The 25,920-nt window shown below is 35.8% G+C and carries 26 protein-coding genes and 1 tRNA gene; 9 read left to right on the forward strand and 18 right to left on the reverse strand.

From position 1 onward, the window contains the following. Positions 1 to 3: 3 nt before the first annotated feature. Positions 4 to 2,640, reverse strand: a complete 2,637-nt coding sequence (polA, locus tag F3H00_RS09480) for a DNA polymerase I (RefSeq protein WP_148799666.1) — start codon at positions 2,638 to 2,640, stop codon at positions 4 to 6. A 118-nt stretch (positions 2,641 to 2,758) separates the two neighbouring features. Here polA and F3H00_RS09485 point away from each other — a divergent pair, with 118 nt between their 5' ends. The 6 genes from F3H00_RS09485 to F3H00_RS09510 all read left to right on the forward strand — a co-directional run bounded on the left by F3H00_RS09485 (position 2,759) and on the right by F3H00_RS09510 (position 6,666). Next, on the forward strand, positions 2,759 to 3,802 hold the full coding sequence (locus F3H00_RS09485) for a glycosyltransferase family 4 protein (protein ID WP_148799668.1): 1,044 nt from the start codon (positions 2,759 to 2,761) through the stop codon (positions 3,800 to 3,802). Beyond that, positions 3,799 to 4,743, forward strand: coding sequence for a lipopolysaccharide heptosyltransferase II (waaF, locus tag F3H00_RS09490; RefSeq protein WP_148799670.1), 945 nt, complete (start codon positions 3,799 to 3,801; stop codon positions 4,741 to 4,743). The genes F3H00_RS09485 and waaF overlap by 4 nt, the downstream gene beginning before the upstream one ends. Positions 4,744 to 4,878: 135 nt before the next feature. Further along, on the forward strand, positions 4,879 to 5,307 hold the full coding sequence (gene exbB / locus F3H00_RS09495) for a TonB-system energizer ExbB (protein WP_054196205.1): 429 nt from the start codon (positions 4,879 to 4,881) through the stop codon (positions 5,305 to 5,307). Continuing rightward, positions 5,294 to 5,677, forward strand: a complete 384-nt coding sequence (gene exbD, locus F3H00_RS09500) for a TonB system transport protein ExbD (protein ID WP_072593836.1) — start codon at positions 5,294 to 5,296, stop codon at positions 5,675 to 5,677. The genes exbB and exbD overlap by 14 nt, the downstream gene beginning before the upstream one ends. Further along, positions 5,652 to 6,428 (forward strand): energy transducer TonB, encoded by a 777-nt coding sequence (locus F3H00_RS09505; RefSeq protein ID WP_148799672.1) that lies wholly within the window; start codon positions 5,652 to 5,654, stop codon positions 6,426 to 6,428. The genes exbD and F3H00_RS09505 overlap by 26 nt, the downstream gene beginning before the upstream one ends. A 162-nt stretch (positions 6,429 to 6,590) precedes the next feature. Beyond that, positions 6,591 to 6,666: transfer RNA gene (locus F3H00_RS09510), tRNA-Phe, on the forward strand. A gap of 538 nt (positions 6,667 to 7,204) precedes the next feature. Here F3H00_RS09510 and F3H00_RS09515 read toward each other — a convergent pair. From F3H00_RS09515 to F3H00_RS09575, 13 genes are all read right to left on the reverse strand, one after another. Continuing rightward, positions 7,205 to 8,389, reverse strand: a complete 1,185-nt coding sequence (locus F3H00_RS09515) for a relaxase family protein (RefSeq protein ID WP_149703823.1) — start codon at positions 8,387 to 8,389, stop codon at positions 7,205 to 7,207. A gap of 248 nt (positions 8,390 to 8,637) precedes the next feature. Then, positions 8,638 to 8,946, reverse strand: a complete 309-nt coding sequence (locus F3H00_RS10405) for a plasmid mobilization protein (protein ID WP_187424096.1) — start codon at positions 8,944 to 8,946, stop codon at positions 8,638 to 8,640. A 36-nt stretch (positions 8,947 to 8,982) separates the two neighbouring features. Continuing rightward, positions 8,983 to 9,147, reverse strand: coding sequence for a helix-turn-helix domain-containing protein (locus tag F3H00_RS09525; protein WP_148799676.1), 165 nt, complete (start codon positions 9,145 to 9,147; stop codon positions 8,983 to 8,985). Positions 9,148 to 9,242: 95 nt separating this feature from the next. Next, the gene (locus F3H00_RS09530; protein WP_087578425.1) at positions 9,243 to 9,980 is read right to left on the reverse strand and encodes a hypothetical protein; all 738 of its coding nucleotides are present in this window, start codon (positions 9,978 to 9,980) and stop codon (positions 9,243 to 9,245) included. Next, complete coding sequence (locus F3H00_RS09535) at positions 9,970 to 11,112, reverse strand: tyrosine-type recombinase/integrase (protein WP_148799678.1); 1,143 nt, start codon at positions 11,110 to 11,112, stop codon at positions 9,970 to 9,972. The genes F3H00_RS09530 and F3H00_RS09535 overlap by 11 nt, the downstream gene beginning before the upstream one ends. 3 nt (positions 11,113 to 11,115) lie before the next feature. After that, the gene (locus tag F3H00_RS09540) at positions 11,116 to 12,330 is read right to left on the reverse strand and encodes an ATP-binding protein (RefSeq protein WP_148800743.1); all 1,215 of its coding nucleotides are present in this window, start codon (positions 12,328 to 12,330) and stop codon (positions 11,116 to 11,118) included. 101 nt (positions 12,331 to 12,431) lie between these two features. Beyond that, positions 12,432 to 13,466 carry a hypothetical protein gene (locus F3H00_RS09545; RefSeq protein WP_148799185.1) on the reverse strand — a complete coding sequence of 345 codons (1,035 nt, stop codon included), beginning with the start codon at positions 13,464 to 13,466 and terminating at the stop codon, positions 12,432 to 12,434. Continuing rightward, positions 13,459 to 14,343 carry a type III-A CRISPR-associated RAMP protein Csm4 gene (gene csm4, locus F3H00_RS09550; RefSeq protein WP_148799187.1) on the reverse strand — a complete coding sequence of 295 codons (885 nt, stop codon included), beginning with the start codon at positions 14,341 to 14,343 and terminating at the stop codon, positions 13,459 to 13,461. The genes F3H00_RS09545 and csm4 overlap by 8 nt, the downstream gene beginning before the upstream one ends. Then, positions 14,343 to 14,981, reverse strand: a complete 639-nt coding sequence (csm3, locus tag F3H00_RS09555) for a type III-A CRISPR-associated RAMP protein Csm3 (protein ID WP_148799189.1) — start codon at positions 14,979 to 14,981, stop codon at positions 14,343 to 14,345. The genes csm4 and csm3 overlap by 1 nt, the downstream gene beginning before the upstream one ends. 9 nt (positions 14,982 to 14,990) lie before the next feature. After that, positions 14,991 to 15,395: a type III-A CRISPR-associated protein Csm2 gene (gene csm2, locus F3H00_RS09560; RefSeq protein WP_148799191.1), complete on the reverse strand. Its 405-nt coding sequence runs from the start codon at positions 15,393 to 15,395 to the stop codon at positions 14,991 to 14,993. Beyond that, entirely contained in the window at positions 15,392 to 16,900 is a 1,509-nt protein-coding gene (gene cas10, locus F3H00_RS09565) for a type III-A CRISPR-associated protein Cas10/Csm1 (protein WP_148799193.1), read from the reverse strand. Before cas10 ends, csm2 begins: the two co-directional genes overlap by 4 nt. After that, positions 16,887 to 17,225 (reverse strand): CRISPR system precrRNA processing endoribonuclease RAMP protein Cas6, encoded by a 339-nt coding sequence (gene cas6 / locus F3H00_RS09570; RefSeq protein ID WP_149703824.1) that lies wholly within the window; start codon positions 17,223 to 17,225, stop codon positions 16,887 to 16,889. The genes cas10 and cas6 overlap by 14 nt, the downstream gene beginning before the upstream one ends. After that, positions 17,206 to 17,724: a hypothetical protein gene (locus tag F3H00_RS09575; protein ID WP_149703825.1), complete on the reverse strand. Its 519-nt coding sequence runs from the start codon at positions 17,722 to 17,724 to the stop codon at positions 17,206 to 17,208. The genes cas6 and F3H00_RS09575 overlap by 20 nt, the downstream gene beginning before the upstream one ends. A 902-nt stretch (positions 17,725 to 18,626) precedes the next feature. Here F3H00_RS09575 and cas1 point away from each other — a divergent pair. From cas1 to F3H00_RS09590, 3 genes are all read left to right on the forward strand, one after another. After that, the gene (gene cas1, locus F3H00_RS09580) at positions 18,627 to 19,580 is read left to right on the forward strand and encodes a CRISPR-associated endonuclease Cas1 (RefSeq protein ID WP_223155281.1); all 954 of its coding nucleotides are present in this window, start codon (positions 18,627 to 18,629) and stop codon (positions 19,578 to 19,580) included. Next, positions 19,580 to 19,855, forward strand: coding sequence for a CRISPR-associated endonuclease Cas2 (gene cas2 / locus F3H00_RS09585; protein WP_087578414.1), 276 nt, complete (start codon positions 19,580 to 19,582; stop codon positions 19,853 to 19,855). The genes cas1 and cas2 overlap by 1 nt, the downstream gene beginning before the upstream one ends. A gap of 1,775 nt (positions 19,856 to 21,630) precedes the next feature. Then, on the forward strand, positions 21,631 to 22,590 hold the full coding sequence (locus tag F3H00_RS09590) for a helix-turn-helix transcriptional regulator (protein ID WP_148800825.1): 960 nt from the start codon (positions 21,631 to 21,633) through the stop codon (positions 22,588 to 22,590). Here the strand turns inward: F3H00_RS09590 and F3H00_RS09595 are convergent, their stop codons facing one another. The 4 genes from F3H00_RS09595 to csx20 form a co-directional block, all read right to left on the reverse strand. After that, positions 22,591 to 23,274 carry a macro domain-containing protein gene (locus tag F3H00_RS09595; protein ID WP_149703826.1) on the reverse strand — a complete coding sequence of 228 codons (684 nt, stop codon included), beginning with the start codon at positions 23,272 to 23,274 and terminating at the stop codon, positions 22,591 to 22,593. Between the two features lie 8 nt (positions 23,275 to 23,282). Next, on the reverse strand, positions 23,283 to 23,903 hold the full coding sequence (locus F3H00_RS09600) for a DUF4433 domain-containing protein (RefSeq protein ID WP_187424135.1): 621 nt from the start codon (positions 23,901 to 23,903) through the stop codon (positions 23,283 to 23,285). 75 nt (positions 23,904 to 23,978) lie between these two features. Further along, complete coding sequence (locus F3H00_RS09605; protein ID WP_149703827.1) at positions 23,979 to 25,298, reverse strand: CRISPR-associated DxTHG motif protein; 1,320 nt, start codon at positions 25,296 to 25,298, stop codon at positions 23,979 to 23,981. Between the two features lie 86 nt (positions 25,299 to 25,384). Beyond that, positions 25,385 to 25,759 carry a CRISPR-associated protein Csx20 gene (csx20, locus tag F3H00_RS09610; protein WP_148800818.1) on the reverse strand — a complete coding sequence of 125 codons (375 nt, stop codon included), beginning with the start codon at positions 25,757 to 25,759 and terminating at the stop codon, positions 25,385 to 25,387. Positions 25,760 to 25,920: the final 161 nt, after the last annotated feature.

The raw sequence follows: 25,920 nt of genomic DNA on the forward strand, positions 1-25,920 counted from the left end.
TATCTATTTTAACTCGCCCCAGTTTTTGGCGATATTTAGCGATGTTTTAAGTGGCACATTTAACGTGTAAATTTCCTCCATTGTCTTTTGCGTCGCCCTACCAAATTCCTGTGCAAATTCGTCTTTTACTTCAAAGATCAGCTCGTCGTGGATCTGAAGTAGCATTTTTGCATTTTCATCTAAATTTGCTCTAACTTTTACCATTGCCATCTTAACTAGATCTGCTGCGGAGCCTTGAAAGACCGTATTTACCGCCTCGCGCTCAAACATAGCTATTTGCATAGGTGTAGCACTTTTAAAGTCAAAGTAGCGCCTTCTGCCAAGTAGCGTCTGCACAAAGCCATCATTTTTAGCTGAAATTTTTATCCCCTCCAAAAACTCTTTGATCGTCGCAAATGCCTTAAAATAGCGCTCTATATACTCTTTTGCCTCGGCCCTTGTGATGTTTACTTGATTTGCTAGCTTGCTTGAGCCCATGCCGTAAATGAGGCCAAAATTTATACTCTTTGCCACGGCTCTATTTTGCCCGTCGCTGCTACCAAATATACTAATGGCCGTCCTTGCGTGGATATCCTCGTCATTTTTAAACGCCTCAAGAAGCGCAGGATCTTGGCTAAAGTGAGCTAGCAGCCTAAGCTCGATCTGGCTGTAGTCAAGCCCCACAAAACTATACCCCTCGCGCGCCTCGAAACACCCTCTAACATCCTTTGCAAGGCTGCCACGAGCTGGAATATTTTGTAAATTTGGATTTTTACTTGAAAGCCTGCCAGTGCTTGTGCCAGTTTGCAAAAAGCTCGTGTAAATTCGCGAGCCCTCATCCTTTTTCGCAAGTGCCAAAAGTGGCTCGCAGTAGGTGCTTTGTAGTTTATATAGCTCTCTGTAGGCTAAAATTTTCTCGATCACTGGGTGAGCGTCTATGAGCTCAGCTAGCACGCTCTCATCGGTGCTATATCCTGTTTTTGTCTTCTTTTTCGTTGGAAGCTTTAGATGCTCAAAAAGTATGACGCCAAGCTGTTTTACTGAGTTTATGTTGAAATTTTCACCGCTTAGCTCGTAGGTTTCACTTGTTAGTGCCTTTAGTTTGGTGTCATTTTCAAGGATGAGCTTTTGCATTTTGGCTTCATTTATCTTGATGCCGTTTTGCTCCATGTCAAAGAGCGTGAGGATGAAAGGAAACTCGTGCGTATCGGCAAGGGTGAGTAAATTTTTATCAAGCGTGTTTAAAAAAGTTTTATAAAATTTAAGTGTTATCCAAGCATCCTCACTCGCGTATTTGGCTGCATTTTCTAGCGGCACATCGCCAAAAGTCTGCCCCTTTTTGACCACATCTTCAAATTTGATCGTGTCGTAGTCATATAGCCTCTTTGCCAGCGCGTCCATGCCCACACTAGAGTTTGGATCGCTAAGCCACGCAAGGATCATCGTGTCTTTAAAATTTGCTGGGGGATTTAGACCAAGATTGTTTTTCACGATCTCAAAGTCATATTTTAAATTTTGTCCGATCACGCAGCCTTTATAAATTTGCCCTATCGCCCAAGTGGCAAATTTTAGGCTGATTTGCTGCGGCACACCAAGGTAGTTGTGAGCTACCGGCACGTAGTAGGCGTCCTCATCGTTAAAGCAAAAGCTAAATCCAACGATCTTTGCGCTCCTGCTATCAACGCCCGTGGTCTCAGTGTCAAAGGCGACGATGGTCTCTGGTGTGACGTCTGATAAGAGCTTTTCAATGCTAGCTTCATCAAGGAGTAAATTTGCTCTAAAGCCAAGCTTAAATTCAGCATTTTCCTCTTTTTGCAAGCTCTTAAGAAGTCTGTTTAGATCGTACTCTTTTAAAATTTCTGAGATATTTATCAGAGGATTTTGCTCTGGAAATTTAGAATGCTCAAGATCAAATGAACTAACTGCGTCATCAAATAAAGTGGCTAGTTTTTTGCTCAAAAATGCTTCTTCTTTTGCGGCAGCAAGCATATTTTTAGTGCGCTCGTTTCTAAGAAGGGCTAAATTTTCATAAATTCCCTCTAAGCTTCCATACTCAGCTAAAAGTTTCTTGGCTCCAACTGCGCCGATGCCTTTGACACCTGGGATGTTGTCCGAGCTATCGCCTGCGATCGCTAGAAAGTCCCTTACCTGCGCTGGATAGACGCCGTATTTTTCAAAGCAGCTTGCACTATCATGATCGATTTTGCTTTGTGGGCTGTAGATGCTCACTTTGCCGTCCTCTATGAGCTGGTAGAGGTCTTTATCGTGGGTGACGATACGCACAAATATATCTTTGTCTTTGCAAAATTTAACTGCGCTTGCGATGATGTCATCGGCCTCATAGCCCTCTCGGCTAAGGCTGTAAAGCCCCATTTTTTCTATCATATCTATGCAAACCGGAAGCTGTTCTTTTAGCTGAGCTGGCGGCTCGTTTCTGTTTGCTTTGTAATCACCTAAAATTTCGTGACGTAAGGTCTTGCCTTTGCTGTCAAGTGCAAAGATGAGATAGTCACTTTGGTATTCATCCTTGAGGCTTGCTATAAAATTTGCAAAGCCGCTCACCATTCCGCTTGGCTTTCCCTCGCGGTTTTTAAGTCCGCTCATGGCGTAATAGAGCCTAAAAAAGAAACCAAAAGTGTCAATAATCGTAAGTGTTTTCATTTTTATCCTTTGTGTAATTTTATGAAATTTAGGCAAAAAATAGGCTGATTTATAAAAATTTTTGATATTATGGCGGACATTACAAATAAAAAATCACAAAAATAAAAAGCTTAAGGTCATGAAAAAAATAGTTTTTTTACGTATCAATCCAAATGCAGTAGGTGGTGCCGAACGCTATTTAAGAAGGCTTACCAAAGCCCTAAAAGACGTAGGTATAGACACATCTATACGCTCATACTTAGGAGAGGCTAGGATCTCGTCATGGAAAAAGGCTTTGAGATTTAACGCACAAGTAAGACGTCAAAAACAAAGCGATGAGATTTATTTTAGCTTGGAGCGAGTGAGTTGTGCGGATATTTACAGAGCAGGGGATGGCGTGCATAAAATTTATCGTGCTACAAAGCCATTTTGGTGGGTTAATCCTCTAAATTTTGTCTATCCGTATCTAGAAAAACGTTGTTTTAAAAATTCTAAAAAGATAATCGCAAACTCAAACTACATAAGAGAGCAAATCATTTCAGCTTACGGTATCGATGAGTCAAAGATCGTTACCATTTACAACGGTATAAATTTGCCACAAAAAGTAGAAAAAGGAGAAGCAAAACTTAGTGTATGCGAAGAATTTGGACTCGATTACAATTTACCAATTGTGCTTTTTGTCGGAAATGGCTTTAAAAGAAAAGGGGCAAAGGACTTTTTGCTTCTTATCTCAAAGCTAAAAACGCCAGTAAATGCGCTAATAGTAGGCAAAGATAAAAATTTAAATTCATATAAGAAGCTAGCAAAAAAGCTAAAGATAAATGCATTTTTTACAGGTGAGCAAAAAATGACTGCAAAATTTTATGAAGCAAGCGATATTTTTATATTTCCAACACACTATGAGCCATTTTCAAATGTCGTTCTAGAGGCACTTAGCTTTAAAAATATTGTCTTTACAACGGCTCAAAATGGGGCAGCTGAAATTTTAGAAAATCGTTTTATCATGAGTGAACCAAATGATGAAAGTATACTGGAGCTAGCGGAGCAGGTGCTTAATGATAATGACATGATGAGAGAGCTGCAAGAGAAGTCATTTTTACTTTCGCAAAAATTTAGTATAGAAGAAAATGCAAGCAAAACTCTTGAAATCATAAACGAAGTACTAAATTTGGAGCAAAAGTGAGAGTTTTTATAGAGCTTCCAACTTGGCTTGGAGATGCTGTGATGGCTAGTGCGGCGATAGAAAATTTAAGTAAAAATGCTAAAAATATTGTATTTTTTGGCTCTTATGCGGCCTGTGAGCTTTACAAATCACATCCAAAGTGCGAAAAAGTAGTAATTGATGATAGTAAAAAACAAAGCTCAAGATATTTAAGTCTTATAAAAACGGCTAGCAAGCTTGGAAAATTTGATATCGCTATTAGCTTTAGGAGCTCATTTGCTAGTAAATTCTTGCTATTTTTTCTAAAAGCAACGCAAAAATTTTGCTTTAAAAAGAGTAGCGAGAGCTTGCATCAGGTACAGAAATACCTAAATTTCATAAAGCAATGCCTAAATTTAAAAGAAATTTCAAACGAACTAAAAATTTATTATGAAGTCAAAAAAAGCGAGCAAAAGCTCCTCGTGCTAAATCCAGGTGCTAGCTACGGAAGTGCCAAAAGGTGGTATCCGCACTATTTTGCAGAGGTTGCACTACACTTTAAAGATGAATTTGATGTAAAGATCACTGGCTCAAAAGCCGAGCTTGAAATTTGCAATGAAATCGAGCAAATACTCTTGCAAAATGGTATGAAATGTGAAAATTTGGCCGGAAAAACAAGCATAAAAGAGCTTTGTGAACTAATAGGCTCTATAAAAAATGGCGTCTTTTTGACAAACGATAGTGGTCCTATGCATATCGCAGCTGCCTATAAAGTGCCACTTGTGGCTCTTTTTGGACCGACTAAATTTAAAGAGACCAGCCCTTGGCAAGATGAAAGTGCAAAGATAGTGCACTTAAATTTAGAGTGTATGCCATGCATGAAGCGAGTATGTCCTATAAAAACACATGCCTGTATGAAAGAGCTTGTACCAGAAATAGTCATCACTGAAATAGAGCTATTAAGAAAGAAATTAAATTTTTGAAATTCTAAAGATATTAAATATATACATACAAAATTAAAAATTTTAGTTTTTATTTGATTACATTTTTACCAAACATTTGACATTGGTTATCAATATAGCTATAATCACGCAAAAATTTTTTACTAAGAAGGTATTATGGAGCTAATTAAACATCACATTGATCATGTAATTATTGCGATTTTAGGCATTATGAGTTTTTTTGTACTTTGGTATACGATTGAACGTATTATTTTTTATTCACGCGTTGATATAAAAGGCTACAAAAGTATCGAATCGCTTGAAGAAGCACTAACCAAAAATTTAACCACACTTTACATTATCTACTCAAATGCGCCATATGTAGGACTTCTTGGTACAGTTGCTGGAATTATGATCACATTTTATGATATGGGTATGGCAGGCGGAATCGATACTAAAAGCATAATGGTCGGTCTTTCTCTTGCGCTAAAAGCAACTGCTTTTGGACTACTTGTGGCGATACCAACTTTGATGATTTACAATGGTTTTGTCAGAAAAGTAGATGTGATGCTAAATAGATATAAGGCTGAAAATGCGTCTAAATAAAAAAGATGGGTTAAATATTGTCCCATTTATTGATATTATGCTTGTTTTGCTTGCTATCGTGCTTAGCATTTCGACTTTTATTGCTCAAGGCAAGATAGCTATTGATCTTCCAAGTGCAAACAGTGCTGAGCAAAGCAAAGAGGACGATAAAAAGGTAAGCGTAGTAATTGATAAGGATAATAAATTTTTTATAGATGATGTAGAAATTTCTGAGAATGAACTCAAAGATAAGCTAAATGCGGTCGATATAAAGACATTGATCGAACTAAAAAGCGATAAAAATTCGAAATTTGATAGCTTTGTCAAAGTAATTGATATATTAAAAGAGAAGGGCCACGAAAATTTTGCAATCCAAACAATCTCTGAATAAAATTTCAAATTACAGCGGCTTAGCTGTTTCGCTTATAGTGCATGGAGCAGCAGTATATTTTTTGCTTTCACATAATTTTGATGAGATAAAAATAGGTGAGCAAAAACCGATAAAAATAGCTCTTAATTCATTTACTCCGGTGCCACAAGTCTCAGCACCTCAAATAGCGGAGCAAATGCTTATACCAGAGCCAACTCCACCAGCTCCACCGCCACCACCAGAGCCTCCAAAACCTGAGCCAAAGCCAGAACCAAAACCTGAACCTAAAAAAGTGGAGAAACCAAAGCGTGAAATAAAAAAGGTAGAGCCTAAAAAAGAGAAAAAAATAGAGCCAAAACCTGAACCGGTAATTGCTCAGCCAGTGCAGCCTATTGTACCGCCAGCTAGTGTAAATACAAATTTACCAGCCAATAACAAGTCTATCGCTGCAGCTCCAGTCCAAAATGTAACACCTGAGCTAAATTTATCAAATTCACAAGGTGATGAAGATTTTACGAAGGTTATAATCGCAGTTAAGAGGCATAAAAGTTACCCAAATAATGCTAGACGTATGAAGCATCAAGGCGTTGTAGAAGTTAGGTTTTTGCTCAGGCAAGACGGTAGTATAGATGAACTTAAAGTTAGCAAAAGCTCTGGTTTTGAGTCGCTTGATAATGGTGCTTTAGAAAATATTCAAAGAGCAAGCTCTGAGTTTCCAAAACCTAAACAAGATCGTTATCTGCGCTTTCCTATTTCATATACACTAAAATAAATTACAAGCTTATTTAAGCTCGTAATTTATTATCTGCTTTGTAGAATTTCTTTTATATTTCAAGCCAAAATAGAAAAACATAACTTATTTTATTTAAAAAAGTGTGTATTTTAAACTTGCTTTAAATATTAAACATGTATAATCTGACTTTCTTTAACGGGTGGTTGGATAGCTCAGTCGGTAGAGCAGCAGACTGAAAATCTGCGTGTCGGCAGTTCGATTCTGCCTCTAACCACCATTTCCTTACTAATCCCTATTTTATCGATATTTCAAAGCTTTAAGGTTTGGCCGGGTGCCATCTTGGGTGCCATTTATTAGTCCGTTTTCTACCAAAAAGAAAAACTAATACACGGCGAAATAGAAGATAAAAATAAAAATTTTAAAAATATTTTTTGTTAAAATCAAACATTTCAAAAAGCTTAACATTTTCAATAATGTTTTTATAGCCTAGTTATAGCAAACGCCAAATTATTACACAGATCCTAACTTTTTATTTTGGTACATAGACAATATGGTAAAAACTAACAACTTTTTTCGCTTGGGCGAGGATACTTTTTGTCTGACATGCAGACAAAAACCTCGTTAGGGGTTGCCCCTAAAACCCCATTTAGGCATTTAAAATTTTAGCGTTAAGATATTATTTTTTATTATTTTATAAAAAAATTTAATACTACTGGAATAAGACACTAATGTATTATAAAGATTGAATCTTGGAGTAATATTACTTGTATGGTTATTTGTGTGCAAAATGGTCTTGCAAATAAAATATAAGACCATTATAGGAAATCAATTTCGGCAGTTTTCTGAGGAATTTTGTTTTCTGTCTTTTGTGATATTTGATATTGTGACTGAGATTTTTGATTATATTGATTTATGATGTTTCGGCGTCTTGCGACAATTTCATCAATGCCTCGCTCTGTTTTTGCATAAAGGCTCCTAAGTCCTGCAACTCGTATTCGAATGTTTTTAATTCCTGAGATAATGGACTCAACTTGTTTGACAATACATTGCACACTTGTAACAATTGACATAAAAGTTCCATTTTCTCGCTCTCTTGCCTCTCTTTTTCTTCTAATTCTATTAATAATGTTTGCTCTAATAGTGTCATTATCTATCCTTTTATCAAAAATTGTGATTTTATTTTTTAGTTGTCGCCATTTATATATTTTTCTATATAACGATTCATCCCTTTGTTCTCTTTTTCTAAAGACGATATCTCTATTTTTGTTTTTATCAACCATGTTGTTATAAATATTATTATCACCAATAGTATCAATGATATGATTTTGAAAGCCTTTGTTTTGTTTAGGTTCTCTTTCAGCTTGACTTTTAAGCCATCGATCTCTTTTTTGAACTTGTTTAATACAAGCTGCTTTGAGTCTATCAAGCTCTTTTTCTCGCTTTGATACGACTCTTGCATCATTTTCATTTCTTGATAAATCTCTTGTATCTTTAAATTCTGCTGCTCTTGCATCTGCTTTACTTCTGAGTTGCTCCATTGCCTCAATGCTTGTAAATTTTTCATTAAACATATCTCCTTTAAATCTTCTTGCCTTCTTTGAATTTGGAAGCTTTACACTAACATAGTCTTCTCCAACCCTAGTTATTTCTATATTGCTGTCGTTAAATGCTTTTAATATGTCGCTCCTGCAAGTAAATTCTTGATTTATGAACTTATCTATTAATATTCTTTCAAGCTCAATATAGTCTTTGATTAGGCTAAGCTCTTTTCTTTGGCCTTGAAGTATATGGCTCTTAGCTGGGTCTTTTGGGTCTGAGAAGTTATATCTTAAATTTGTATAGTTTTGCCAACTGTCTATTAATGGCATATCTGCTTTGTGATAATACGGATTAAATGCTAGACCACTTTTCAAGTCTATTTTTGGAATAACAAAATTTAGTTCCAGCCTTCCTTTGTCTATATGCTCAACCCAAAGAATATTGAATCTTCCTCTGTACATACCAAACAGTATTCTTTCAAATTCGCGTATTAACTCTTTTTTACATTTTGATCAATATTGTCTTCTTCAAACGACAAACATCCAATACAAGTTTTTGTCTATTCTCAATATTATTTATAATCTGTCTAGTAACATGCTCATTTCCTTTTATGACATAGGCTGTTTTATCGGCAACTCTACTGTTTAGTAGATAGTCTATACCTGATTCACCACCACCGCTATTGGTTTTAAAAAACTTAATAAGCATGCTACTTAGTCTTGCTTAACAATCCATCCAGGTCATTATCAATAGATATTATGTGTTTTAAGACAATTTGATCTATGCTTTTGTTTAAATTAACATACCTTGCAATCTGATTTAAATTGTTGCCTATCTTTGATATTTTTACCATCATAGCTCTATCAAATTTATGAATGGGTGGCTTAGAACTAGATACGGCATTTCTTATATAGCTAGAGACAGTAATGCCGGCCATTGCAGCATTTAATTTAATATTGTTCTTTTGATCTTCACTGAAACGTACTGATATCTTACAGGTATGGTTTGGTTGTATCATAACACTATCTCTTTACTTCAATAGCGTGGTACTCAATCATTCATCTAGCTTGGTTCTATCGTATCTTATGATCTTATTTATTTTAGAAAACGGTATTAAGCCTCTCATGCGATATTTTGCTTGAGTATTTATGCTTATTCCATACTCTTGCACAACATCCTTCGGCGTTAGCCAACGATTTTGTTTTATAGGATTATTCATATGATATCCTTGTTATCTTTTCGGACATCATAGTAAAAATCAAAAATTTAAAAGCACAAAGAATGGCCAAATTTTTTCAAATTTTTGCGCTTTTATCAGACTTTGATTAAAATATTTTTCTCAAATTCTAAGTTATTTTCCTCAAAAGTGTAATCTATCGCATTATTTAAAGCTACTATATATTTATTTCGTTTAATTTCTTGAGATATTTTTAAATTTCTAAATTCTGATATTTTCTTAAGTGTTCCGTTTATAATTGTTATATATTTCTCATAATTTTTAGAAAAGCAGTCTTGGTATTTTTCATCGTGATCACCAAATGGAAAATTTTGCTTCCTTAGTGTATCAACTGCATCAAAAAAATCTTTAAAATATTGATTCTTGGAATATAGGATACTGTTAAGCTTTGTTACTATATACAAAAACGTGTGCCATGCCAATTCTTTAATAAAAATATCTTGATTTGTAAGATATGGGGATAATTTCAATATTTCAATGTCTCCACCAAACATACCCTTAACTTTTTCCATGTTTTCTACCGTTTGGCGAGGATCAATAGTGCAGTAAGAATCATCCTCTTCAAAGTATACAAACTGTGCTGAACCAAGGTCGTCTAATTTGTCTTTATCAACTTTTTCTACGACTATAAAATTTTTAAAAATATCCATTATTTGAAGTTGTGCATTGTTAATAACTCCATATACATAAAAAGCACTTATAAAAAATTTTTCGTTAATAAAAAATTCGCATATATGTAGTATTAAGTTTGATGTTAACTGCGAAAAAGCATTCTTAGGATCATAAGTAAAATTTATAACATTATCAAAATTCATAATCTTCCTTTATGCTATCTAGTAGCTCAAGAGCCTTACAGCTATTTATATAGGTATCGTAAGTTACGTAATTTTTATACGTCACGCCGTCACGTTTGTGGGTGAGATGATCTTTAATAATGTCACTATTCGCACCAAGTTCTTCGAGTGCCGAACCGCTTATGTGTCTAGTGCCGTGTAGCTTAAAATCATCAAAACCCACAAATTTATCGAGTTTCATCTTTTGTCTATCCGTATTTTTAATAGACTCGCCGGTTTTTGGACTTGCAAATACTAAGCTGCATCTATCTGCAGGTATTTGCATTATGGCCTCTTTTACAAGAAAAGGAAGCGGCTTTTTATAGTCGTTTCCGTTTTTTGTATCTATTAGATAATATACGTCATTTTCTAGATCAACATTTTCCCATTTTAAGCCAACAACTTCTCCTTTTCGCCTACCATATAAACAAAACAAGAAAAATCCCCTCCAAAACGGATCATCTTTATAAAGCTCCAAGATAGCCGTTTTTAACTTATAAAATTTACCGACTGCATCTTTTACTATCGTTTTTCTAGTCGTTTTAGCTATTTTAGTTAGCAGAGTGCACGGATTTACTACTATTAGCTGATTGCGAAGCGCTATATCAAACATCTCGCCTAAAATTCGCCTTGTATTATCATATGCTGTACGCTTTGACAATACCCGCACTTTTCCCATTATTTTATTAAATTTTCCATCGTACATTAGATTATGGATAATATCGTCTATTTGGGCAGCTATAACGTCTACTACGATCTCTTTGCCGATACTATCTTGCAAATAGGTCTCATAAAATGCAATGTCGCTAGCTACCGACTTTTTGCTGGTATCTTTTTTGTCCTTCCACAGCTCAAATAAGTCATTAACCTTAGTGGTATCTTTAAATTTCAGCCCCTTTGCCTGCTTAGTTACGCCATCTAACCACTTTACAAGCTCTTTTTTGGCTTCATTTTTATATTCTCTCATGCTCCAACCACTACGAATTTCAAGCGTAAGCACTTTTGTAAAGTACTTGCTTCCTATAACCTTTCTTAGCAAAAAGACGTTTGGTTTTTCTTTATGCATGAATAAACAAGTTTCGACCTTTTTATAATCGCTCTTTACTATGGCCATCTCTTACCCCATAAATCCAAACGGCAATGCAAACATATCGTCATCTAGCTTTATAGCCGTATCTCCAGCATAAAAAACTATGCCCTTATCAAATTTACTTTGCAAATTCTCTTTTAGATGATGAATGTGCTTAAAGTCATCCTTACTGATAGTTTTTGAGGACTTGACCTCTATGGCTATGAGTTTGCCTGATATCTCAAGGATAAAGTCTATCTCTTTTTGATCGCTCGTTCTATAATAATATATATTTGCTCTTTTTTTGCTACTTGTATTTGCCTTTAGTAGCTCATCAAATACAAATGTCTCATATATGGCACCTTTATATGAAGAATTTGCAAGCTCTTGTGCTGAAGAAATTTGTAGTAAGTGTGCCAGCACCCCTGTGTCGGTAGCAAAAATTTTAGGTGTTTTTATGAGCCTTTTTAGAGCGTTATTAAAATACGGTTGCAGCTTTTGGATCTGATATGTATGTTCAAGCACGCTAAAATAGCTATCAAATGTCTTATTGTCAAGCCCAGACTCTAGACATAGCTCGTTTTTATTAAAGATATTGCCACTTCTTAGCATACACAAGCGGTACATCGTGATAAATTTATCCATATTTCTTATGTTGCCTATCTCTTTGGCGTCTGATTCTATATATGTTCTTATGTACGAGCTAAACCATAGGTATTTTGATTTCTCTGAGCCTATCTTTGTGATCTCCGGGTAGCCGCCATTTATGATCTTTTCAGATAAGCCGTCGTTGTCATACTTCTTTAGCGCAAGATGGCTTATATCGCCACTTAAAATATCTATCAAATTTTCATCACTATGGCTTAACTCTTTTTGAGAAAGCGGATAGAGTTCCACTATGCCTATCCTGCCAGCCAAAGAGTCTGAGATATCATTAAAGCCCTTTAAATTTGCAGAGCCGGTTAATATAAACTGACTGTTTGTTCTGTTTTTATCTACAAATTCTTTTATGGCAACAAGTAGTATTGGTACTCTTTGTATCTCATCTATCACGATAGGCTTATTGCAATGCTCTATAAAGCCTTTGGGATCGTTTCTTGCGGATTCATATATGTTTATGTCGTCAAGCGTTATGTAGTTTGGTATATCTAAATTCAAGGCAAGTGTTGATTTACCGACTTGTCTAGCTCCGCTTATCAAAAGCACAGGAAAGCTTTTCATATACTCTTTTATTTCGTCGCTTATGGCTCGTTTGATGTACATAGTATTTTATCCTTAAATATTTAGGAGTATAATACTACAATTTATATAAATTTACAAGGATGGTTTGGTTAAGTTCGTCACATTGTTAAAAAAGATCAATCCTATTCTAAAATTTCACAAAGTAGCCAACCAAACGGCTGTTTATTTATAAGCCAAGCTGTCGTCTCTTCCTCTTGGATAGATGGTTTTTGCCCTTTACCTTTCATGATTTTTATCTTTCTGGCGCCATCTACTGTAACAGCTCTTGCACCACTATGTTTACCGACCCTCAATAAAAATTGATTGCCTGCAAGTTTAAAATTCTCATATTTTTCAATAAATTTATCAGATAGAGCTTCTCGGGTAAATTCGTCCGTTTCGTAGCTAAACTGAGAGGCAAATATCGGCAAATAGTGAGAGTTGCAAGCTTTTATTAGCTCGTCAATGCCAAATTTATTGTTTTTTATAGTAAACGTTGTTTCAAATTCGCTTTTTGAGTTTATTACCTCGTATCTTACTGGTATGCCTTGACTACCATTTTGTCCTCTTGGCTCTCTGTTTCTTTTTATATTTATAGCAACTGAAGCAAAAGTATGTGACTCTATCACCTCGCTATCAGCTACTAGAAAATCACTAAAATACTCTTTTGTATCATAACTTTTACTCTTTTTTAAAAGCATTTCGCCAAAGGCTGTCGCTATTGCACCCTTTAAAGAGCTTCCGGAAATAATGGCTTTTTTTAAATTTGGAGAGACAAGTGTCTTTTCAATAACCAGTTGGTTTATGACTTTTTTACCACCACCCTCTCTTTGAACAACTTTTCCTATTTTTTCGTTATAGTCTTCTGTGATATTTTTTAGCGCCTGTACTTTGTAGTAAGATATTTTTTTGGCCAGAGAATTCTTCTCTTTTATAAATTTTTGCAACTTAAGTATACCCACATCCGTAGCATCTGAGGCTATTTTATTAAATTCTTCTTTAGACTTATCATTAAGTCCTTTAACAAATTCAAATTCATCAAAAACATACATATAGTATTTATCGTCCTCACCTTTGTCTATGACGTAGTTCATAGGCTCATAGGCTTCGCCGGTACCTATATGTATCGGACTTATAGGCTTTAGTTTGATTTTATAGTTTTTAGTTTCATCACGCATTTTTTATCTCCGTAGCTATTAGTATGCTATATCCTTGGTGTACCGTATTTGCGTTCGCGGAGTGTCCGCTTATAGCCTTTCCCGCATACTCTCTTTCGCAAATTTCATCATATACTACCACGCTACCGCTATCAGCCATTAGAATAGGACTTTTAAAAGGATTTGTACTTGCAAGCCCTCCGCCATGTTTGCCAAATCTCGTAAACGGCTCATAGAAAAACTCTTTTAAATTTTCATCATCTATCACAACAGGACTAAGCGTCATAAAGGCATTTGAGCTCTTTTTTACGGATACTTTTTCAAGCGTGCTATACTCAAACGCTCCTTTGCCTATGCTAGCTCTCTTGCCATAGCCGCTTTTAGATATAAGCCTAAACGCCCCTTCTAGCTCTTTTAGCTCAAATTTATCATCTAACAAAAAGTAGATATCTTGCTTACTAAATTTCATCTCCATTAAAGCATAAGGCGCAAATTTACCGCTATCATCTGTTGTAAATGTGAGATAATTTATGGAATTTTTGATCGTAGCTGTCTTTTTAAGCTCGTAGCTGATCTCGTAGCTTGTTTTAGCATTTTTGAAATTTCCGCTTTGCAGATCCTCCATGCTAAGCCAAATTTTCTTTCTATTTTCTTTTTTTAGCTCCAAATTTTCGCCCAAAAGATGACTTGGAATGCAGGGCTTTGACACATATCCGCTAGCAAAACCATCAGATACTATCAAAAATGGCTTTTTGTCGTAGTCACTTAGTAGCTCATTTAGCCTATATTCCCCGAGCACATATCTGATCGCCCAGCAAATTTGTCCAAACAAAGTATCGCCCTTTAGTGGCGTTGTAAAATTTGACTTGGGTGTTATGGTAGTTTTATAAAGCGTCATTATTCCCACCTTAAATTTTCAAATTCAACCCTTCCGTAACCTCTTGAGCCGCTACCGCCTAGATAGTCGTTTTGTATTAGCTTGAGTCCGCTCTCAACCATCTCTTTTAGCTCGTTTTCGTTGTCGTTATAAGGCTCTTTTTCATCAAAAACTTTTAGTCTGATAACAAGGTCAAATTTCACTCCAGCTGGCACACGCTCGATCTGGCGAGGATGCTCTGCAGTTCCGCTTTCTCTGTTTATCACGTTTTCATATTTTGCTTCGCTTAGTTTTAGCCCTTCACTCTCGCTAGACAACAAACAATCCCCAACGCTTATCCTAGTAATGCCAAATTTATTCTCTTTATCGCCAAAAATTTTTAGTAAATTTTGTGCCGCTTTTTTATCTGGCTCTGGTACTTTTTCTAAAATTTTAGAGTTAAATACTTCTCCTTCACCATAACTAACTAGCCTATTATTCCACTCTAGCAAGCTTCTCATTTTACCTTTTAGTGAGCTTCCTGGGATATAAGGCTTATTTGTGTTTATATCTTTTATCACTTGCGAGTCTATACCGCCTATCTTCATAGTATCATCGCCGCCACCTATATGAAGTCCGCTTAAAAGCTCTATTTGTCCCTTTAAAGTTAAAATTTTCATATTTTCTCCTTATTTCTTAGAAAAGCCTATAACAGCCTCAAAAAAGAGTTTAAATACCCTTAGATCATCTTTTGTTCTTACCTGAGCCACGCACTTGTTTATCATCTCAACAAATTCGCTAGTAGAATGTCTCCTGGCATTTGAATAAGCCGCCTTTGAATTTAGCATCTTTACAAATGGCAAAATTTCGCTAAAGTCTTCGGTGTTTGATTTTTGTTCTAGCTCTATGACATAGTCATAAAATGCTCTCATTTGCGTAGCTTTTGTTCCCGATATTTTCTCAGCAACCGTTTTTGCCGTAGTATCAAACAAATTTAGATCTTTTTTGTAGTCTAAAACGATTAGCGGCAAAGAGTTTGCTTGCGGTTTATTGCCAGCATTATAGTTACCACCGCCATTTCTATATCCATTCATCGTTCTCTCCTTTTATATATGTATTCACAAATAGCCATTTTGCTCTCCTTTGGATTGTTTTCTATCACATTGTTTAGCATAAGAAGTAGCTCATTCATCTCGCCGCCACCTTGCATATTTCGAGTAAAGCTATAGCTTAGCTTTGACTTCCACATCGTATTTTTTACATCCTCGCATACGTTTTTGCTCATTTCGCAAAGCTCAAGCAGTCTATATAAAAACGCCGTATTGTCTATATTAAATTTAGTAAATTCATCTAAAATTTGACTTCTGACGCTTAAATAGCTATCCCATTTGGCAGTCTCTCCAAAGATACTAATCGCATCTTTGCCATCTATCTCTTTTGAGCTCTCCAGCCATTTTTCGCTAGTTTGAGCTAGAAAGCTTATCGGCGTAGATGGTTTTGCCAAAATGATGCCAAAAGATATGCTCAAGCCTTTTGTCTTTACAAATTTCATAAATTCTTGCCTTACAAAAAGTGCAAGCTCTATCATCTGATCATAGCTTCCAACTATCAGCAGATCATCGCCGCCGGCAAAGACCGTATAGCTATTTTCAAATTTTTCCCTCATCTTTTGTGGCACGTATAGAGAGAAAAAGTTATTTATCCCCTTTGAAAATGTGTCAAAATTTGCAAAACTTTGCGTCACGTCGCTATTTTTTATGAAATTTCCCATATTATCCACGTCAGCTTTTATCACGGCGATCGCATTATCTCCGCGCGATTTTTTAGCCAGATCTTCAAAGTCCACTATGCTGCCCGCATTTTTAGCGACGTATGATCTTGTATTTTCGCTTATCTCAAGATCCACGTCCATAAAGTCTATGCCTATATCTTTGCTATTTATCTTTTTGCTATCGCCAGCTAGCTTTTCACCAAGACGCACAAAAGCGGCACAAATTTCGCATTTATCTTTGTCGTGAGCTATCTTTCTTATATTACAAATTCTGCAAAGAGTTTGATTTGTTATGCCCTTATCATATGAAAGCACCGGCTCTTGCTCTTTTAAATTTAGCTTTTTAAATTTCTCTAGCTCAACAGCCTTGCTGATCTTATCCCTTAGCTCTTTATATCGCTGAGGCTCCGTAAAGTCCGCTCTCTCACACTCCACGCAAGATAGACTAACACCACTAACGCCAAAGAAATTTTTTATAAAATAAGCATTTACAACGCCTTTTATCTCTTTAAAAATAGCTTCGTCGAATTTTGGCGATAGTATCTCAAATTTACCAGCCGTGCATGACAAGATACATTTTTCATCTATGCTAAATTTTTGGCAGATAAATTTAGACAAAACCACCATGAAAAGCTCGCAAAATGCAGACTTTGCCCTTAGTACTTTGGCTGCGTTTTTCGAGCCTAGATTATCAAATATAAATTTTTGTATCCCGTAAAAATCCCCGCCGATCAAAAACATCTTGTCTTGCAATATCTCATCTATATCTTTTGATCCTTGCTCCAAAGCAGCAAACTCATCGCTAAAATAACTGCTAAATTTGCTCATTCATATCCTCCGTTTTTATTTTTCCTAATCCAAAAACAGTTTGCTTTCCTGCGCCTATTATCTCGCCTAGCTTTAGCAGCTCCATGCACTCTTTGCTAACGCCTTTTATCTCCAAAGAGCCCACTAGTCCGCCAAAATTCATAGTCGTATTTTGTCTATTACTACGCCTAGTTAGCTCCACGTATTTTAGATCCTTTTTGGTTATCTCGCCTTTTACTTCAAATGGCAACGCCTCATGATCTTGTCCAAAGAGGCCAAGCCTTCTTTGGTAGATGGAGTTTAGTATCTCTTTTAGACTTATATTGTCATTTTTTAAAAAAAACATTATCTTTTTTTATTCTTAACGGTGTTATAAATTTGACCCTGACATCACCTCCGTCATCATCAAAGCTAAATTCTCTCACGTACTCTTTAGGTAGGCTTATTTTATCCTCCGCCAAGCACGCCTCACCATTTACAAACATATCAAATTTATCATACCTAACCCTATCTTTACCAAGGCCATATCTCTTTAGCATCATATATGCCGCAGAGGCGATATATGGTAGTTTTTCGCATGCGCTCTCTAGCAAAACTATACCAAAGTCATACTCTTTGGCCCCTAGCTCAAAGTCCAGCCTATATCTATGGTAGCTATTTTTCTTCTCATAAAAGTCGTGGTACAAACAGCTCTCGCCTGCAAAGCACTCGTCGCACTTATGGGCGTGATTTATACAGCTTACGCTTTTTAGCGCATACCCAAAGGCTCCTCGCACCTGCGAGCCTATAAAAAATGGCGGCTTTTGTGATGGCTCAAATTTCACTCTAAGCTCGGCGTACCTCATCAAAACTCCTTATCTTCACATAGTCTAAAACCGCGCCTACCATGCTCTTTTAGGCCATTTTTCTATTTGTTTTAAGTTTGGGGATAAATTTATTAAGATCTGGTAATTTTATCGGCACACCAAGACCATCTCTTGCCGCCCTTATATTGTGAGAAAAGGTCAAAATCATATTAGTTTCGTTATTCACTTCAACGCTCGATTTTAAAATTGTCTTATTATATATGAATTAAAGGCAAATGTTTATATTTTTTAAATTTTTGTTTAAAAATTATTATTTTTTGCATATTTTGTACGCACATTTAACACTTTTGGCTTTTAGCTTAAATTTCCATCTTTTTTGCTAAAATTTCGAAAATTTGTGATTATAAAGATATTTAAAATAGGTTCTTTTACTTATCATTGTTAAATTTGACCCGATCAAGGGGATTGAAACCCACTTTTTCCGTATGTGTATCCGATCACTTCAAAAAGCGCGGAATTTAAACAAATTTGACCCGATCAAGGGGATTGAAACGCTAAGTTTAATGTATCATTTGATAACATTTTGTTTGATTTAAACAAATTTGACCCGGTAAAGGGGATTGAAACCATAAGCTTCCAGCCTAGATATATCCTGCAATAAAATTTAAACAAATTTGACCCGATTAAGGGGACTAATGAAATTTGGAAAGTATATGTGGTGGATTATATTGTTATTTGTAAAAATAAATGGGTGGTGCTTATATGCGTTTATTGGATAAATTTAGATAAGAATAGATTGGCTTAGGCTTATGAAGGACTGCAATAATGATAGATTTTTGCGATTTGCGTAGATAAATAAAAGCTACGACAACGACTCCCGCAAGATAAACCAAAAGAGAAATTTATACGCCACCAAGATCGCCTCGGATTCTACGCTTCATATCAATCAGATCGGAGTCCATCTAGGTCTTAGCAAAAACAAATTTGTCATAAAACAATACGGCAAAATTTATAAAGAATTTCCCATTTCTAAAATTTCCCGCATCATCGTTGATAGCGAGTATATCTCGCTATCTTCTGCGGTGATCTGGCGCTGCACAAGGGAAAAAATCCATATCGACTTTATAGACAAGCACTACGTCCCATACGCCACTTTGCTAGCTTACAACAGCGTCTCTGCGCAAACTACGTACAAACAAGCCATGCTCCTAAATACGCCGGCCCAGCTATATCTCGCCACCTCTTTTGTTGAGGCAAAGATAAGAAACCAAACCAACTATCTAAAATACCTAAACAAATACCATAAATTTCTAACTCCAAACATCCTAAAACTAGAAAATATCCTGGCTAGAAAGCTAAAATACGTCAAAAACACAAACGAGCTCATGGGATTTGAGGGCTCGGCTGCTGCCATTTACTGGGACAGCATAAAGAGTATATTACCGCTAGAATTTGAAAAGCGCATAACATTTGGTGCCAAAGATATCGTAAATTCCTCACTAAACTACGCCTACGCCATACTCTACTCCAAAGTCCAAGAGTGCCTATATCTAGCAGGGCTTAGCCTACATATCTCATTTTTACATGCGCTTGACAGCACAAAGCCGACCCTAGTCTTTGACATGATAGAGCAGTTTAGTACATTTATGGTAGATAGAGTCATCGTCTCGATGTTAAACAAAGACGAACCCATCTCACTAAACAAAGAGGGGCTTCTCACCGACGCTTCTAAAAAGCTAATAGCGCAAAATATGAAAGAAAAACTCGGCAGCTACACTATGTGGAAAAAAGAGTCTTGCAAATGCGAAAACATAATCATACAAGAGTGCTACGAACTAGCTCGCTTCGTAAACGGCGAGAGCAAAAGCTATAGACCTTTTGTAGGGAAATTCTAATGAAATTTGTAATAGCCTACGATATACAAAGCGATAAAAATCGCAAAAAGCTCTCAGACATCCTTGAAGGCATCGGCTACCGCGTAAATTTTAGCGTCTTTGAGTGTGAGCTCAATGAAGCCAAGCTCAAAAAACTGATAAAGTCCGCCAAAGCTTTGCTAAATGTCAAAACAGATAGCCTAAGATTTTACAGACTATGCGAAAACTGCGTGGGGAAAAGCTTTGAGCTATGCGATAAAAAAGGTATCTTTGAGATGCAAGAGCTCTTTGTCTAGCTTATGTTGTTCTTAAATTTCTTTTGGATTTTTGATTTGCGAACTTTTTTAGCTGAAATTTGACCCTTTTTAGCTAAAATCTCGCGAAATAGGTTCGCAAATCTAGTTTTTTTCAAAATATCTCTCATACATTTGCGAACTTTTAGTTATGCCTAAGTTTAGGATAGCCTATTTTAGGACCTTGCGAAACTTATATACCGCTTAAAGTTCGCAAACCTATAAAATTTGAAATTTTTAAAAGAGATTTGCGAACTTTTTTAAGATGACAAATGCCTAAATTTATGGGTTCTTTCACTTATCATTGTTAATTTTATGGAGTTAGTATTTTTAAATACCTATACATTTGCGAACTTTTTTGAGATTTTCACGAATTTTAGGTATCTTTAAAGCCGGTTTCTTAAATAATTTTGCTAATTTTTCCTTTGCAAAAATAGTCTTTTAGGCTATTTAAACAAATTTGACCCGATCAAGGGGATTGAAACCAAAATCGCATTAAACATTGCTCTTTTTCATCAAAATATTTAAACAAATTTGACCCGATCAAGGGGATTGAAACAACTCTGATTTTGCACTTTTAGATAATTTTGCATTATCAACATTTAAACAAATTTGACCCGATCAAGGGGATTAAAACAGCTCACTTTGTAATAGGTCGTGAGGCATTGGTTATTTAAACAAATTTGACCCGATCAAGGGGATTGAAACTCATCGTAATAGTCTGCGTGCTTAGTTTCTCTATTCTTAATTTAAACAAATTTGACCCGATCAAGGGGATTGAAACGATGTTAGAAATCAATTTATACTTAAAGGAAAAATTTATTTAAACAAATTTGACTCGATCAAGGGGATTGAAACCAGATCTTTCGATCTTCCCTCCGTTCATTTCTAATATAGATTTAAACAAATTTGACCTGATCAAGGGGATTGAAATCAGATGTTTGCAAGTAACGGCGCGGCAACTCTTTCGTCATTTAAACAAATTTGACCCGATCAAGGGGATTGAAACGTGAATTCGTCTTTGTCTAAGTACCAGAATGGTTTTTTGTTTAAACAAATTTGACCCGATTTAGGGGATTGAAACTTTAATGCGATCTTTGATCCGTCGCTAGCGGTTTTTAATTTAAACAAATTTGACCCGATCGCGGTTTTTAATTTAAACAAATTTGACCCGATCGCGGTTTTTAATTTAAACAAATTTGACCCGATCAAGGGGATTGAAACGATGTTAGAAATCAATTTATACTTAAAGGAAAAATTTATTTAAACAAATTTGACCCGCTCAAGGGGACTAATGAAAATGGTAAAGCGTAGGCGCTTTATGTTGTTATTTGTAAAAATAAATGAGTGGTGCTTATATGCGTTTATTGGATAAATTTAGATAAGAATAGATTGGCTTAGATTTATGAAAAACTACAATAAAGATAGGTTTTTGCGATTTGCGTAGATAAATAAAAGATACGAAAACGAGCCATGAATTTTGCTTCATGGCTGCATGGGCCAACTATTTAGAAGTTGGCTTCATGCGAAATGTGCCCTTAGTGGTTTGGACTTTGGTATAGCCACCAAAGCTTTGACCCACTTTTTGATGAGCACGAGCAGATGAGTAAGACCTGCTTGAAGACGATGAAGAAGACTTTGAATAAGAACGTGAATAGCATTTTGCCATTTTAACCCCTTTGTGTTGAATTATTTTGTTTTGTTGGGTGAATTATAAAGTGGTGTGTGGACATATTGTGTATAATTCTTAATAACTTTAGAATATAAAGGATAAAGTAATGGACGCCCAAACCAGGATACTATGGCTACTTAAAAAGCTAAATCGTGGCGAGATAATCGACACCGCGCAAGACGAGCTATGGGTAAATGAAAAAGACGAAACGCCAAGACTAAACTACAAAACCATAAGACGAGACTTTGACGCGATAAAAAGTGTTTTTGGTGAGATAGAGATAAAGCGAACAGATCCTGGCTGCTACCAGGCTATCAATACAAATTTACTTGATGATTTGCTCGATGAGAGAAAGAGAAATGTCCTAAAGATAATCTACACGATGCTTGCCAAAAACTCTCAAAAATTTAACGAAACCAGCAAGAAAACGGCTATATCTCAAACTATAAATGAATCATTGGGCGTTTATGACTTTGTCACAAGCCCGATCGAGACGGAACTAGACAAAAGCGTCATAAAAACACTAGAAGATGCGATACGCTATAGAAAAAAGCTCGCGATTGAGTATACCCCGACAAATAGGTCTGATAGCAAAAAATTTAAAGAGGTAAAGCCATATAAAATTTTACTGATCAACGAAAATTTATATCTGGCAAATAGCAACAACGAGTATGATTTTTCACTTTTTAGGATAGCTGGGATAGTAAATTTAGAGGTTATTAAAGGCGAAACATTTAACCACGACTACAACATCGACGACTTTATAAAAAACATCCAGACGCCGTTTGCGGTTTTTTCTCATGAGTGGAGAAGCTCACTCATAGAAGTGCAGCTTGAGATCAGCCCTAAAAAAGCCTTTTTGTTTGAAAGAAAAAACTTTTTTCAGTCGCAAAATATAATAGAGCAAAAGCCAGACGGTGCGATCGTGGTTAGTTATCATTTTACGGATCTTAAAGAGATAGAGTTTTTTATAATAGAGTTTTTGGGATACGTTAAAATTTTAGCCCCAGTGGAGCTAAAACAAAAGATCATAAAAAAAATAGAAGAAGGTAAAAAATTACTTTAACTAAAATAGTCTTTGAGGCATGCTTTTAACCAGTCTAAAACATGCTTCAAGTGACTTGTCGCCTATGCCAGGAGCTTTTAATAAAGCGCTTAGAGAATGATATAGCCCACTATCTATCGCATCTTTGATGGCTTGAAATCTTATATTTTTTACGCCTAAGGCTTTGGTTTGCCTTTTTAGCTCGTTGATATCAAAATTTAGAGCAAAGTCATCGTATAAATCATCACTTGCTTTCTCGTCAAATTCCCAAATTTCACACTCTATATTTAAAGGCTCGAGAAATTCCATCATCAAATTTATAACTTCATCTTTATCAAGTCCACCATTTGCAGCGCCAAGAAGCGGAAATGCTATGTGATTAATATTCTTACTTACGTAAGTATTTGTAAATTTTTCAAGACCAGCTTTTATGTAGCTCATTTTTGACGGATCTTTCCAGTGCTTTTTGGTAGGGAAATTTAGCACCTGTCGCCCATCAGCTGCTTTATATAGCCATAGTTTGCCTATTTCTATTTTATTTGGGTTGCCCTCACTGCAAAGCTCAACATATCGCGAGAACATTTCAGGATAGCGCAATCTAAATTCATACGCTATGCCAGCGCCCATTACGCCTACGCAGTTGATAGTGTTTACGATGGTGTCCGCTTTAGTGTTAAATATATTTCCACTTTTTAGTGTTACCATTTTTATCCTTAGAAAAATTTAGCTGGATTAACTATGACGTTGATATTATACATCTTAAGATCGCCAGCCAGCTGCTCTTCAATAGCTTTTTTACTAGCTTGATCTTTAACATATATAGAGCGTATGTAACGGCTATAAACTACATCATTGATCAAAATTTCTGCCATCATTTTTTGTTTGATATCATTGTTTGCAATGCCATTGTTGCACCATCTTGGAGAAAAGACATCATCAAAATTTATAAAATTTGGATCTTGCAAGTCGGGCAAATATCTGCTAAATCTAGCTTCATCCGCAGATGCATTGCGATTTGAGATCAAAAAGCCATCTTGGTGATCTTTTATAACCCGAACGTCAAGTCCTAGAATGATAACGCGAGCATTGTTTCTATTTTTATAAAGCATAGCGTTGCGAGGATTAAAATAAAATGGGACATAGTCGTGAATTTTATGTCCATATATGTGCTCAACCTTTTCGCGTCTTGCATTAACCTCTTGGTTGCTAATATCTACTTGCCTATAGGAGTTGTAATGATTTTGCAAGCCATGTAATAAAATATTTTTCAAGTTGCTAGAGTCTGTCATATGAAAAATTTCGCTCATGCCGTCTAAGAAAGTTTGGTTGCTCATTATAACCTCCGTTATTTTTTCGGAGATTATAAGAGGCATTATAGACATATAGTGTCTATAAAAAATATTAAATAGCTAACTATCTTGTATTTTTATAAAGTCTTGATATTTGTCAAATAGCTTTTTTATCTCTTGTTTGATATGGCTAAATTCCTCTTCTCTGATATTACCATGTGCGAAGTCGTTGCGCAGGTCATCTAACTGCTTGTGATATTTGCTCAGTTCGTTGTTTGAACCAAATTTTGTGTTTATAACATCCCTAATCTCTTTTATTTCTTCTTTTGAAAGTTCAAGATACTTTAAATTTTTCATAGTCCTGCCAACAAAGTCGTCATCACTCTCATTCGCCCTAGTTTTTAACGACTGAATAAAGAAATTGCTTATCAGATAATTTTTCCTAACACCCTTAGTAGAGCATTCATCTAAAATTTTCTTAAAAACAACAGGGATATTTCTTTCAAAAACTCCAACTATATAGCTATTTACACTTTCAAACAATAGCACCAGCGACTGCAGCAAGTAGCCCTTTTCAAACATATCTTTAGCTAGTTTATACCTAAAAACATAGGCACTATCACTCCAGTCGCATATTTTATTTAGCCTCTCTTTTAAATTCTTAGCTCTTGATATAAGCGCGATATCATCTATCTTATCAAGCTCCTTGATCAGCTCACCATGCGAGCTTTTCAGCTTTGCGATATTTAAGCTTAGTATATTGTATGAAAAATCATTTAAAGCATTTACTAGCGACTCAAATTTCTTTGTCTTTATGTGCTGCGCCAAAGTATAGTTTTGCGAAAAAGCCGCAATCACAAAGGCGATATTGGCGATATCCAGGTATTGCCTCAGGTCTATTATCTCATATAGCTTGGATTTTTCTATCTCCTTTGCAAACAAAATTTGATCTATTTGGGAGACGTCTGAGAAGTTTTGTATGAGTAAATCTACTAGTGCAAGCAAAGGCAAATGACGAAAGCCATGCGTCACATCAAAAATAATCTTACCGACTCCGCTTTTTACTAGATCATCTATCACTCTCTCAAATATCTCAAACAAAGCCTCAAAATTTTTCTCATCTACTATCTTATAGCTATCATTAAAATTTATCTTAAAATCAGCATAGTGCGCCATGACGGCTTCATTAAATTCCCTAGCTGCTGCTGTATATATAGGCACTATATTTTCTGTTCCAAATTTATCCGCCAGCAATGGTAACGTATTAAAAAACTCTTGCGATTTATCAGTGCTCTCACCAGCGAAATAATACCTAGCGCAACCCTCGGTTTTAATGTTCTCTTTTTGACCTTGTATACCAAGGATGGTGATAACGGCTGTTTTGTTATTGATCTCTTCACTCTGGTGTGGATTTGCTTTTTTTACTATAGTGATCGGCATTCTATTCCCTTAAATTTAGCAACTTAATAACAGCGATTATCTCGTTTTGCAACTTGCGTTTTACTTAATAAGACAATGGCTAGATCCTACAGATACTCTCTAAATTTCTCGTGCTTAAATTCGCGCTTTATTATCGTTTTCCCGTCTATTACGAGTTCTTGCGCCATGCGCTTAGTAGTAGCGTAGATAGTTTTTATCCCGATATTTTTAGCGAAATTTATCATATTATATGTAGCGCCAAAGTCCCCTTGCACCAGCAATATATCGCCAGCTTCAGCTTCAAGCATCAACTCCTTTTTATATGTGTTTAAAGCATATAGTATATTTTCATCAGATGGGCTAATGTTTGACCACGCGTCATCGGCGATATTTATGATATCTTCGACACCAAAGACCTTTAAGGCCTGACTTTTCTGCTCTTGTGTTAAGCCATGACTTATAAGCACAAACATCTTTTTCATTGCTATTCCTTTTTAAAATTTATCTCCATAAACAAGTTGGGATACTATCTAGCATTTTGGACACAATATGACAAAATAAAATCAAAACAGCCTGAGATTTTATAGACTATGCCACAAACCAGCCATCTTTGAGATGCAAGAGCTCTTTGTCTAGCTTATGT

The organism is Campylobacter concisus, assembly GCF_902460845.1.
Taxonomy (GTDB): domain Bacteria; phylum Campylobacterota; class Campylobacteria; order Campylobacterales; family Campylobacteraceae; genus Campylobacter_A; species Campylobacter_A concisus_X.